Consider the following 11,776-nt stretch of genomic DNA (forward strand, 5'->3'; position numbering starts at 1 on the left):
TCCTGGAGCAGCGGGTCTGAGGATCCGCCGGTGGGGGGAGGGGGCGGGGCCGCGGGCGCCCGGCCCGCGGCCCCGCCCCTCCGGAGGATTCAGGCCGCCGTAGCCAACCGTTCGCGGGCCACGAAGCGGACCTGGGGATGCCCGTGGCGCCAGCCGAAGGCCATCTTCAGGTCGCCGACCTTCGCCAGGATCAGGCCGATGGCGACCGCCGCCGCCAGCGAGATCACCCCGCCGGTCGCGAAGCCGACGCGGGCTCCGTACGTGTCGGTGACCCAGCCCAGGAGCGGCGCGCCGATCGGCGTGCCACCGGCGAAGACCATCATGTAGAGGCTCATCACCCGGCCCCGCATGGCCGGGTCCGTCGCCAGCTGGACGGCCGAGTTCGCGGTGATGTTGACCGTCAGGCCGATCATGCCGATCGGTACGAGCAGCAGCGCGAACAGCCAGAACGTCGGCGACATCGCCGCCGCGATCTCCAGGGCGCCGAAGACCGCCCCCGCGATCACCAGCATCCGCAGCCGGGTCGAGCCGCGCCGGGCCGCCGCGAGGGCGCCCACCAGCGAGCCGGCCGCCATGAGCGTGTTGAGGAGGCCGTACGCCCCCGCGCCGACGTGGAAGACCTCGCCGGAGAAGGCAGTGAGCCAGATCGGGAAGTTGAACCCGAAGGTGCCGACGAAACCGACGAGGACGATCGGCCAGATCAGGTCCGGCCGCCCGGCCACGTACCGCAGGCCCTCTCTCAGCTGGCCCTTGCCGCGCGGGGCGCGCTCCACCTTGTGGAGTTCGGCCGGCCGCATGAGCAGCAGGCTGGTGAGGGGCGCGAGGAAGAACAGTCCGTTGAGGAGGAACGCCCAGCCGCTGCCGACACCGGCGATGAGGACACCGGCGACGGCGGGGCCGACGAGCCGCGCGGACTGGAAGTTCGCCGAGTTGAGGGAGACGGCGTTGCGGAGGCGGTCCGGGCCGACCATCTCGGAGACGAAGGACTGCCGGGCCGGGTTGTCGACGACGGTCACCATGCCGAGCAGGAAGGCGATCAGGTAGACGTGCCAGACCTGGATGTGGCCGGAGAGCGTGAGGACGGCGAGGGCGATGCCGCAGAGGCCGAGGGCGGCCTGGCTGACGAGCAGCAGGCGCCGCTTCGGGTAGCGGTCGGCGATGACTCCGCCGTAGAGGCCGAAGAGCAGCATCGGGAGGAACTGCAGGGCCGTGGTGATACCGACGGCGGCGGCCGAGCCGGTGAGGCTCAGGACCAGCCAGTCCTGGGTGATGCGGGCCATCCACGTACCGGTGTTGGAGACGATGGCGCCGGTGAAGAACAGCCGGTAGTTGCGGATCCTGAGCGAGGAGAAGGTTTCCCCCCGCCCGCGGGTGTCGAGGGTGGGTTTGTGGACGGGTGCGGAGTCTGCTCCGGGTCCCGTACTCAAAGTGCGTCGCCTCCTTGGCGCGTGGGATGGGGCTCCGGGGGTCTAACCCCGGGAAGAAGGGCTGAGGTGGGCGAGCTTCTCCAGGACCGGGGCGGCCGCGCGCAGCTTGGCCCACTCGTCCTCGTCCAGGCCCTCGGCGAGGGAGGCCAGCCAGGCGTTCCGCTTGCGGCGGGACTCCTCGAGCATGGCTTCGGCCTGCTCGGTCTGGCTGACCACCTTCTGCCGGCGGTCGTCGGGGTGCGGCTCCAGCCGGACCAGTCCCTTGGCCTCCAGCAGTGCGACGATGCGGGTCATCGACGGCGGCTGGACGTGCTCCTTGCGGGCCAGCTCGCCGGGGGTGGCGGAGCCGCAGAGCGAGAGGGTGCCGAGCACCGACATCTCGGTGGGGCTCAGCGACTCGTCGACGCGCTGGTGCTTGAGGCGTCGGCCCAGTCGCATGACGGAGGAGCGGAGCGCGTTCACGGCCGCGGCGTCGTCGGCTGTGCCGTGGGACAGGTCAGACATGTTTGTTAGCCTAACTCATTACTCTGCCTAAATACCAACGGGAACGTGCTGACGTCGCACGGATCACATGCGTACGCCCCCACACGCCACGCGCGCACGCCCGGACCCGCGCACCCTCGCCCGCCCCACGCGCGGGCCCCATCCCTGCACGTCCCCGCCCGCGCGTGAACCGCATGAGCACAGATCACGCTTCCGCATCCATGTATCACCCGAACGAGTGAGTCGGATCCAGAAAGTGACGCAAAGGAGCCCCGACTGCCCCGACCCTGAACGGCATGGGATCGACAGTGCTCAGCCTGCGCATCGACGGTGAGCTGCTCGACCGGCTCAGGAGTCACGCCGCGAAAAGAGGAATGAGCGTCCAGGACTATGTCGTCCGGACGCTCATTCGCGAGGATTTCGACGAGCGGTTCAAGACCGCCGTCGACGAGACGGAGAGGTTCTACGGGGAGGGGGACGGGGAACCGGCGGCCGAGGTGGCCGCCGACACCCCCCGCGATCACGTGAGGCCGAGCGCCGGCATCGCGTAGTAGAAGACGAAGACCGCCGACACGATGTACATGGCCACCGGGACCTCCCGGCCCCGGCCCGCCGCGAGCCGCAGCACGCTGAAGGTGATGAAGCCGATGCCGATGCCGTTCGTGATCGAGTACGTGAACGGCATCATCACCATGGCCAGGAACGCCGGCACCGCGATGGTGTAGTCGCTCCAGTCGATGTCCTTGATCGAACCGGCCAGGATCAGGAAGCCGACCGCGAGCAGCGCGGGCGTGGCCGCCTGGGACGGGACCATGGTGGCCAGCGGCGTGAGGAACAGCGCCACCGAGAACAGACCACCGGTGACCACCGAGGCGAGACCCGTACGGGCCCCCTCGCCGACGCCCGCCGTGGACTCCACGAAGCAGGTGGTGGCCGAGGAGGAGGTCGCGCCGCCGGAGGCGACGGCCAGGCCGTCCACCAGCAGGACCCTGTTGATGCCGGGGAAGTTGCCGTCCTTGTCGATCAGCTTGGCCTCGTCGCCGACGCCGAGGATCGTGCCCATGGCGTCGAAGAAGCAGGACAGCAGCACCGTGAAGACGAAGAGCACGCCGGTCAGGTAGCCGACCTTGGCGAAGCCGCCGAAGAGGCTGACCTCGCCGACCAGGCCGAAGTCGGGCGAGGCGACCGGGTTGCCCGGCCACTCCGGGGTGGTGAGGCCCCAGGACGGCACGGTCGCGACCGCGTTGATGACCATCGCCACGATCGTCATGACGACGATCGAGATGAGGATCGCGCCCGGCACCTTGCGGATGATCAGCGCGAGGGTGAGGAGCGTGCCCAGGATGAAGACGAGCACCGGCCAGCCGGTGAGGTGGCCGTCGCCGCCGAGCTGGAGCGGGACGGTGGTGTGCGCGGCGTCGGGGATGCGGGAGACGAAGCCCGAGTCGACGAGGCCGATCAGCATGATGAAGAGGCCGATGCCGATCGCGATGCCCTTGCGGAGGCCGACCGGAACCGCGTTCATCACGCGCTCGCGCAGACCGGTCGCGACGAGCAGCATCACGACGATGCCCGCGAGGACGACCATGCCCATGGCGTCCGGCCAGGACATCCTCGGCGCGAGCTGGAGCGCGACGACCGTGTTGACGCCGAGACCGGCGGCGAGGGCGATCGGGACGTTGCCGATGACACCCATGAGGAGCGTCGAGAAGGCCGCGGTCAGCACGGTGGCCGTGACGAGCTGGCCGCCGTCGAGCTGGTGACCGTACATGTCCTTGGCGCTGCCGAGGATGATCGGGTTCAGCACGATGATGTAGGCCATCGCGAAGAAGGTGGCGAAACCGCCGCGGACCTCGCGGGCGACGGTCGAGCCGCGCTCCGAGATCCTGAAGTAGCGGTCGAGGCCCGAGGTCGGCTCCTGGGGAGCGGAGGGCTCGGGGGGCATGCCCTTGGCGGGGGCCGTGGTGCTCATGGGGTGGGGTTCCTCTTCGGGAGATGTCCGTTTGGCGGTTCATACGAAGGAAACCCGCCAGAGGCAAACCGTTTCAGTATGAACACATGAACGAGCGAGCGTCTATCTCCGCGCGTAGATACGATTTCCCGCCACCTAGACTGACCTCCATGGCGAAGTGGACACCGAAGCACGAGGCACCCGAGCCCCTCGAAGGGCCGGTCGTCGCCACCATCATCGGCGGAACGATCCTGTGGTTCGTCCTCTTCCTCGTCCAGGTCCCGTTCTACGGCTGGTTCGACGACCGGGACCTGACCTGGTGGGTGTGGACCTGCCTCGCCGGCGCCGGACTCGGCCTGATCGGCATCTGGTACGTCCGGAAGCGCGAGGCGGCGATCAGGCGGCACGCGGCACGCGAGACGGAGACGGCCCCGGCGCCGCCCGCGGACCCGCAGTCGCCGACCGGCCCGTAGCCCTCGGCCGACCCACAGCCGCCGACCGGCCCGTAGCCGTCGGCCGACAGATCAGACCGGGGGAGGAGGGGAATCGTCCCCCGAGTCGGCCCCAGGTCCCAGAACGCCTCCGCAGCCATGGCACCGGGGGACGATTCCCCTCCTCCCCCGGTCTGATCTTCACCCTTCTCGGCAGGTGAACGGTCGATTCCGGTCGTACCGTCGAAAACATGACTCAGCGGGCGAAGATCGACACCGACGGCGGCGAGGCCGAGGCGGTGGGGCCGCCCGTTGTCCACCGCCCCGCCGGCCTCACCTCCGCCGAGGTCGCCGAGCGCGTCGCCCGCGGCGAGGTCAACGACGTCCCCGTACGGAGCTCCCGCTCGGCCGCGGACATCGTCCGCGCCAACGTCTTCACCCGCTTCAACGCGATCATCGGCGTGCTCTGGGTGATCATGCTCTTCGTCGCGCCGATCCAGGACAGCCTCTTCGGCTTCGTGATCGTCGCCAACACCGGCATCGGCATCATCCAGGAACTCCGCGCCAAGAAGACCCTCGACGGACTCGCCGTCATCGGCGAGGCCAAACCCACCGTCCGGCGGGACGGCGTCGCCGCCGAACTCTCCACCTCCGAGATCGTCCTCGGTGACCTCATCGAGCTCGGCCCCGGCGACAAGGTCGTCGTCGACGGCGAGGTCGCCGAGGCCGACAGTCTGGAGATCGACGAATCGCTGCTCACGGGCGAGGCGGACCCGGTGGTGAAGAAGCCCGGCGACCGGATGATGTCGGGCTCGTTCGTCGTGGCCGGCGGCGGCGCGTTCACCGCCACCAAGGTCGGCCGCGAGGCCTACGCGGCCCAGCTCGCCGAAGAGGCCTCCCGCTTCACGCTCGTCCACTCCGAACTGCGGACGGGCATCTCCACGATCCTCAAGTACGTGACCTGGATGATGATCCCGACCGCCATCGGGCTCATCATCAGCCAGCTCGTCGTCAAGGACGACAACTTCAAGGACGCCGTCGCCCGCACCGTCGGCGGCATCGTCCCGATGATCCCCGAGGGACTCGTCCTGCTCACCTCGGTCGCCTTCGCGATCGGAGTCGTACGACTGGGGCGCAAGCAGTGCCTGGTGCAGGAGCTGCCGGCGATCGAGGGCCTGGCGCGCGTGGACGTCGTCTGCCTGGACAAGACGGGCACGCTGACCGAGGGCGGCATGGACGTCACGGAGCTCCGCACCCTCGACGGCGGCGACGAGCCCTACGTACGGAAGGTGCTCGGCGCCCTCGGGGAGTCCGACCCCCGCCCGAACGCCTCCCTCCAGGCCATCATCGACGCCTACCCCGACACCGAGGAGTGGCGGTGTACGGAGGCGCTGCCCTTCTCGTCGGCGCGGAAGTACAGCGGGGCGGCGTTCAGCGAGGGCGACGGCCACGAGTCGGCCTGGCTGCTGGGCGCCCCCGACGTCCTGCTGCCCGCCGGGGACCCGACGCTCACGGAGATCGACCACCTCAACGAACAGGGCCTGCGGGTCCTGCTCCTGGCCCGTACCGCGAACGGGCTCGATTCCCCCGACGTGGCGGCCGGCGCCCACCCCACCGCCCTGGTCGTCCTGGAGCAGCGGCTGCGCCCGGACGCCGGCGACACGCTCTCCTACTTCGCCGACCAGCACGTCGCCACGAAGGTCATCTCCGGCGACAACGCGGTCTCGGTGGGCGCGGTGGCCGGGAAGCTCGACATGCCGGGCGCGGCGAACACGGTGGACGCCCGCACGCTCCCGGAGGACCGGGAGCAGATGGCGAAGGTCCTCGACGAGAACGCGGTCTTCGGCCGGGTCACGCCCCAGCAGAAGCGGGACATGGTGGCGGCGCTCCAGTCCCGCGGGCACACGGTCGCGATGACCGGCGACGGGGTGAACGACGTCCTGGCGCTGAAGGACGCGGACATCGGCGTGTCGATGGGCTCGGGCTCGGAGGCGACGCGGGCGGTGGCCCAGATCGTCCTCCTGAACAACAGCTTCGCGACGCTCCCGTCGGTGGTGGCGGAGGGCCGGAGGGTCATCGGCAACATCACCCGGGTGGCGACGCTCTTCCTGACGAAGACGGTGTACTCGGTCCTCCTGGCGGTCCTGGTGGTGTGCTCGCAGGTGGAGTACCCGTTCCTGCCCCGCCACCTGACGCTGCTGTCCACCCTGACGATCGGCATCCCGGCCTTCTTCCTGGCCCTCGCCCCCAACAAGGAACGGGCGAAGCCGAACTTCGTACGCCGGGTGATGCGGTACGCGATCCCGGGCGGGGTGATCGCGGGGGCGGCCACGTTCACGACGTACCTGCTGGCCCGCCACCACTACAGCGGCGAAGGCGCCCTGGAGGCGGAGACGAGCGCGGCGACCCTGACGCTGTTCCTGGTCTCGATGTGGGTCCTGGCGATCATCGCCCGCCCGTACACGTGGTGGCGCCTCACCCTGGTCGCCACGATGGGCGGCGCCTTCCTCCTGGTCCTCGTCGTCCCCTGGCTCCAGGACTTCTTCGCCCTGAAACTGGTGGGCACGACACTGCCGTGGGCAGCGGTGGCCATCGCAGCAGCGGGCGGCCTGCTCCTGGAGCTCGCGTGGCGCTGGGTGGACCGGAGGTTCCCGGCGTAGCCGGGGGCACTAGCCCAGGGATCGAAGCGCTGCCGCAGCGGACACCAGACCGCTGCGATCGAGTCTGTCGATGACATCGTCGACGGTTCCCGCCGGGTTCCTCCAGCTGTCTGCAATGCGCTGGACCTGCCCGTAGACAACCTCGGGAGCCAGGTCAATCAGGCCTTCCAGGAAGCGGTCGGGGTGGACAGCTTCCACGTCCCAGGGTTCGAGGGCGTCGCGCGGGAAGTCCCTCATGTTGAAGGTGACGATGGTCTGCGCCTTGGCGCGTATCGCCGCGGCCAGCACGTGCCTGTCATCAGGATCGGGCAGCTCGACCGCGGCAATGCACGTTCGTGAACGTCTCGTCCAGAATCTGGTGAGTCCACTTCGCCTGGACCAGCCCCTCCTGCGCGACACGGATCAGAACGTCACGCAGGACACTCGGGTACAGCACATTGGCGTCATAGATGGCGACGAAGGCCATCGGTCAGATCAGTCCTGTCTCCTGGCCGAGTTGCGACAGTTCGTCGGCTGCCGCACGACGCCGCCGGTCGTCGCTCCGCTTGTACTCCATGACCGACGAGGCGGCGACCCGGCGATGTGTGCCGACGGTGCGGTAGTCGATCTCGCCGGCGTTGAGCAAGCCGACGAGGAACGGTCTGGACACGTTGAGCAGGTCCGCGGCCTGCTGCGTCGTCAGTTCCGCGTCCGAAGGCACGATCGACACTCCACGACCGGCACCCAGGTGGGCCAGCGTCGCGGCCAGGAGTTCCACCACCTCGCGCGGAAGAACGAGTGGTTCGCGGTCACCGTCCTCGACGGTGACCGCGACCTGAGCCCGGTCGCGGTGCGTGTCCAGGTAGTCCCGGACTCGCTCCAGCGCACGATTGGCGGTCGCGGTCTCCCCCGGCGGGAGCTTGACGGGTCTGGTCTCTGTCCTGGTCATGGGTGCGCTCCTATGAATCTGTCGCCTGTGAAACGCATACGAGCCATCTCTGCAAGTATCCGCAACAAACGAAAGGGACCACTTGTGGCGCCTGCCGTCCGCGCCGCAGGGAGGGGCTACGCGTGAGGTCAATTCCGAAGGGCTGCGGTCGCGAACAACTGCGCACTACTCGGAGTAAGGACCCCGGAGTAAGCCCCATTCGACGCAAATCACCCCTATCGGGCGATGAAACTGCATGAAACGTTCGTCGACCGCTCCCCACCACCCACCAAGGGTGACCAGCGGGGCCTGAAGCCCMGCCCGAMGACRWCSGTCACCCGCYRAGCGCCGCCGGRCCRCCCCAYTCAACRRCCGCGCACMCCGACGCCAGCCACTACCCGGGCGCCCCGCGTGGCCACGCCCCCCGGCCGCCCTCCGAGTGTGAAAAGGCGGCCTCCGCCGCCGGGTCAAGGGTGGGCGCAGCCCATCGCGCAGCGACGCGACCGCAGGGAGCGCCCTTGACGCGGCGGCGGAGGACGCCACACTCGGAACGAGGGCGGCCACACCCGAGGTAGAACTGAACCCTCGCCCCCGCGCCCACGCCCTCAGTCGAACCAGCGGTCCCTTGCCAGTTCCGCCGTCCTCGACGGGTCCTCCAGGAGGGCCGCCACCTCGAAGCGGCGGGGCCACTGGCCCGCCGACCAGGCCAGGCCCGCCGCCACTCCCTCCAGGGTCGAGGCGTGGACCACGCCGTCCGCCGTGCGGCGCCAGTCGAGTTCCGTGTCCGCCGCCCTCAGTTCCTCGTGCTCGACGTACGTCGTCGGGGTCGTCGGGCCCAGGAGGGTGCGGACCGAGTCCGGGACGTCGTGCTCCTCGCCCGTCGTCGCCACCTCCGCTTCCACCGCCTCGCTCAGCCGCCGCACCTGGAGCAGCTCCGCCAGGTCCGCCGCCCGCGCCGGCGCCACCGGCAGCAGCGGCACCCCGCCCGTCAGCGGCAGCAGGTCCGGCGCGTCCGCAACCATCGCCTCCGCCGCGTCCACCACGACCACCTCGCCGTCCACCACCGCCCGCAGCTCGTCCGGCAGCGTCACCTGCTCCGGGTCCAGGTCCGCGAGCGCCGTGTACAGCGCGTGGAGCTGGGCGTCCGTGACCTCGCGGGACGGGTCGGCCAGGCGCCCCAGCAGTTCCGCCGCCCCGCCCGGCTCGTCGAGCAGCGCCGCCACCGACGTGCGGACCCCCAGCGCCCGCAGCACCTGCTCGTCCTCGAAGCCGGTCGCGTCGGCGGAGTCGTACAGACCGGAGAGAAGCGGGTCGGAGCCCTCCGCGCGCAGGCCCGCCGGGCGGCGGCCGTCCAGGACCGGGTGGTCGCGCAGCCACCACGCCGTGTACGAGCGGACCGTCTCCGTCGTCCCGTCCGGCAGGAGGATCCGTACGGGCTGGGTCAGGGCGTCACGCAGCGGCGGCTGCGCCAGGAGGGCCAGCGCCCGCGGCCACGCGTCGTCGTCGACCAGGTCCAGGTCCCGTACGGCCACGATCTCCGTCGCCACCGGCGGCACCGGGGTCTCCGGCAGCCGGTCCAGGACGTCCTCGCACCACACGTCGACCGCGTCGAGCAGCCCCGCGTCGTCCGGCTCCGGGTAGTCGCCCTCGCGCGGCTCGACCTCGTCCGGGTCGAGCAGCAGGTCCGTCGCCCGGACCAGCGCGAAGGTGGCGAGGACACCACAGGCGGCCAGCGGCTGCTCGCCCCAGCGGGAGGCCAGCTCGGCGTCCACGTAGGCCAGTTCGTCCTCGCGCATCACGGCGGCGAACGCCGAGCCCGGCATCACCAGCTCCCCCGCCGGGGAGAGTTCGCCGTCCTCGTCCGGCAGCGCCAGCGCCCCCAGCCAGGGCTCCTCGCCCGGGTCCAGCTCCGCGTCCCTGACCAGGGCGAGGACGGTGTCGGCGAGTTCGTCCGCGTCCAGGGCGTCCCCGTCCTCGTCCCAGATCTCGCCCGCGTCGAGGGAGGCCGCGACCGCCGCCCGGACCTGCGGGGTCGTCAGGACCGCGCGGGGCGTGGCGGGCAGGGCACCCAGCTTCTCCAGGATCGGGTGGGCCGCCTCGGGGTGCGCGACCTTCAGACCGAGCCGGGTCAGCTCCGCCGGGGTCCGGTCCTGCGGCAGGAGAACCTGACGGGGGCCGATCGCCGTACGGATCCGGGCACCCTCGGCGGATTCCGCCAACGGCACCGGGAGGCCCGTCAGCCGGTCCGGGTCGACGCCCGCGAGGGAGTCGTACAGGCGCCACCACCACGTCGGGGCGCGGTCCACCCCGGCCAGCCGGTCGATCGCCTCGGTCAGCGGCACACGGCCGACGCCGAGGGTCCGCAGCTCGGGACGGCGCTCAAGACCGGCGGGGAGCAGCGTCGGGAACACCTCGGCCAGGACGTCGACCGTGTCCGCGCCCGCGCCCTCCGCGACCTCGGCCTCGATCGGGCGGAGCGCGGGGAGTTCCTCGCTGGGCGCGGCCGGCGCCAGGAACGCGACGCGCGGCAGCCGGTCCAGGATCGCCTCGCGCAGCGCCCCGTCGAGGGGGCCCTTGCCGAGCGGGCCGGGGACCAGGTCGAGCGTGGCGGTGGTCACCGGCTGCCACTCGGCGAGGAGTTCGGCGTACGCGTCGGCGGCCCGCTGCACCAGGAAGTCGGTGAGCCGGCCGGGCGCCGGGTGCCGCCGCGCGGTGTCCAGGGGCAGCGAGGCGATGAGCAGCGCGGGGATGCCGAGAGGCTCGTCGGTGGGGGTGGGCGCGTGCACGACGGGGGTGGTCCGCGGATAGCGCGGGGCCCCCTCCGGGTCCACGGGTACGGCCCAGGTGACGGACCAGTGGGGGCGCAGGCGCTCCTCGACCGGGCGGTCCTTGAGGAGTTCGGCGTCGAGGGGGCCGCCGTGGGTGACGGTCCGCCAGCGGTGGGTGCCGGTGGCGGAGTCGACGATCCGCACGTAGCCGTCGTCCTCGGACCGGCTGAGGGTGCGTACCCCTTCCGGGGTCTCCACGACGATCTCGGCGAGCCCCGGAAGGGTGAGGAGGAGCGCGTCGTCGACGGAGGAGAGGAGCCGCTCGGCGAGGTCCTGCGCCGCGGAGTCGCGGAGCGGGAGGACGACGACGGTGTCGTAGCCGTCGGGGGCGGTGCCCTCGGCGGGCAGCGGGAGCCGCAGGAGGGGGACGTGGCCGTCGCGGCGGCGCAGTTCGTCACCGAGTCCGGGGCTGTACCGGGCGGACTCGGCGGCGAGTTCGCGGGCCTCGGCGAGGGACCAGCGGACGCCGCCGTGGCGGCCGAGGACGGCGGGCTCGTCGGAGACGGCGAGGACGGCGGCGAAGCCGACGCCGAACCGGCCGACCGCGCCGTGCGCCTGCTGCTCGCGCTTGGCGGAGGCGCGGAGGGTCGACAGGGATTCGGCTCCGGTGGCGTCCAGCGGGGCGCCGGTGTTGGCGGCGGCGAGGACGGCGGGGCCCTCGTGGTCCGCGGGGTGCAGGGTGAGCCGGAGGCGGCCGGGGACGCCGGCGCGGTGGGCGGCGTCGGCGGCGTTCTGGGCGAGTTCGACGACGAGGCGGTCGCGGTAGCCGCCGAGCGCGAGGTCCTCCTCGGCGTTGGCGTCCTCCCGGAAGCGGGCGGGGGACGCGCCCCAGGCGTCGAGCACACCCCGCCGCAGCCGGGCGGTGCCGAAGGGGTCGGTTCCGTCGGTCGTCGTCCGGACGCTGACGCTCACGTCTGCGTCCACTCTGCGGGGCGGTGGAAGCGGAGGTGGCGACGACGGGCGAGGAGCACGACGTCCCGGACTCGGTCCGCACCCTCCTGGGCCCGACGACCCCGACGACGTACGTCGAGCACGAGGAACTGAGGGCGGCGGACACGGAACTCGACTGGCGCCGCACGGCGGACGGCG

10 protein-coding genes are annotated in these 11,776 nt (G+C 71.4%); 3 read left to right on the top strand and 7 right to left on the bottom strand.

Features of this window, described 5'->3' with window-relative positions:
* Positions 1-89 precede the first annotated feature (89 nt).
* On the bottom strand, positions 90-1,427 hold the full coding sequence (locus EAO70_RS12455; protein ID WP_148003080.1) for an MFS transporter: 1,338 nt from the start codon (positions 1,425-1,427) through the stop codon (positions 90-92).
* Between the two features lie 42 nt (positions 1,428-1,469).
* A complete protein-coding gene (locus tag EAO70_RS12460) occupies positions 1,470-1,931 on the bottom strand; it encodes a MarR family winged helix-turn-helix transcriptional regulator (RefSeq protein WP_148003081.1) in 462 nt (153 codons plus the stop codon).
* A 275-nt stretch (positions 1,932-2,206) separates the two neighbouring features.
* On the opposite strand from EAO70_RS12460, the gene EAO70_RS12465 reads away from it, so the two are divergent.
* On the top strand, positions 2,207-2,461 hold the full coding sequence (locus tag EAO70_RS12465) for a hypothetical protein (RefSeq protein WP_148003082.1): 255 nt from the start codon (positions 2,207-2,209) through the stop codon (positions 2,459-2,461).
* Here EAO70_RS12465 and EAO70_RS12470 read toward each other — a convergent pair.
* Entirely contained in the window at positions 2,431-3,882 is a 1,452-nt protein-coding gene (locus tag EAO70_RS12470) for an NCS2 family permease (RefSeq protein ID WP_148003083.1), read from the bottom strand. The genes EAO70_RS12465 and EAO70_RS12470 overlap by 31 nt on opposite strands.
* Positions 3,883-4,031: 149 nt before the next feature.
* Here EAO70_RS12470 and EAO70_RS12475 point away from each other — a divergent pair, with 149 nt between their 5' ends.
* Together EAO70_RS12475 and EAO70_RS12480 are read left to right on the top strand one after the other, a co-directional pair.
* Positions 4,032-4,334, top strand: a complete 303-nt coding sequence (locus EAO70_RS12475) for a DUF2530 domain-containing protein (protein ID WP_148003084.1) — start codon at positions 4,032-4,034, stop codon at positions 4,332-4,334.
* Positions 4,335-4,543: 209 nt separating this feature from the next.
* On the top strand, positions 4,544-6,952 hold the full coding sequence (locus EAO70_RS12480; protein ID WP_148003085.1) for an HAD-IC family P-type ATPase: 2,409 nt from the start codon (positions 4,544-4,546) through the stop codon (positions 6,950-6,952).
* Between the two features lie 9 nt (positions 6,953-6,961).
* Here EAO70_RS12480 and EAO70_RS39125 read toward each other — a convergent pair whose 3' ends face one another.
* The 4 genes from EAO70_RS39125 to EAO70_RS12495 form a co-directional block, all read right to left on the bottom strand.
* Positions 6,962-7,240 carry a hypothetical protein gene (locus EAO70_RS39125; protein ID WP_261992828.1) on the bottom strand — a complete coding sequence of 93 codons (279 nt, stop codon included), beginning with the start codon at positions 7,238-7,240 and terminating at the stop codon, positions 6,962-6,964.
* A gap of 10 nt (positions 7,241-7,250) precedes the next feature.
* Positions 7,251-7,418 (bottom strand): hypothetical protein, encoded by a 168-nt coding sequence (locus EAO70_RS39130; protein WP_261992829.1) that lies wholly within the window; start codon positions 7,416-7,418, stop codon positions 7,251-7,253.
* Between the two features lie 3 nt (positions 7,419-7,421).
* A complete protein-coding gene (locus tag EAO70_RS12490) occupies positions 7,422-7,880 on the bottom strand; it encodes a helix-turn-helix domain-containing protein (RefSeq protein ID WP_148003086.1) in 459 nt (152 codons plus the stop codon).
* 584 nt (positions 7,881-8,464) lie between these two features.
* Entirely contained in the window at positions 8,465-11,611 is a 3,147-nt protein-coding gene (locus EAO70_RS12495; RefSeq protein WP_148003087.1) for a sacsin N-terminal ATP-binding-like domain-containing protein, read from the bottom strand.
* Positions 11,612-11,776 lie beyond the last annotated feature (165 nt).

The sequence above is a fragment of the Streptomyces sp. adm13(2018) genome, assembly GCF_008042145.1.
Classification (GTDB): domain Bacteria; phylum Actinomycetota; class Actinomycetes; order Streptomycetales; family Streptomycetaceae; genus Streptomyces.

Coding starts and splice junctions, on each gene's coding strand:
- EAO70_RS12460 (WP_148003081.1), bottom strand. CDS start 1,931: ATGTCTGACCTGTCCCACGGCACAGCCGACGACGCCGCGGCCGTGAAC.
- EAO70_RS12465 (WP_148003082.1), top strand. CDS start 2,207: ATGGGATCGACAGTGCTCAGCCTGCGCATCGACGGTGAGCTGCTCGAC.
- EAO70_RS12470 (WP_148003083.1), bottom strand. CDS start 3,882: ATGAGCACCACGGCCCCCGCCAAGGGCATGCCCCCCGAGCCCTCCGCT.
- EAO70_RS12475 (WP_148003084.1), top strand. CDS start 4,032: ATGGCGAAGTGGACACCGAAGCACGAGGCACCCGAGCCCCTCGAAGGG.
- EAO70_RS12480 (WP_148003085.1), top strand. CDS start 4,544: ATGACTCAGCGGGCGAAGATCGACACCGACGGCGGCGAGGCCGAGGCG.
- EAO70_RS39130 (WP_261992829.1), bottom strand. CDS start 7,418: ATGGCCTTCGTCGCCATCTATGACGCCAATGTGCTGTACCCGAGTGTC.
- EAO70_RS12490 (WP_148003086.1), bottom strand. CDS start 7,880: ATGACCAGGACAGAGACCAGACCCGTCAAGCTCCCGCCGGGGGAGACC.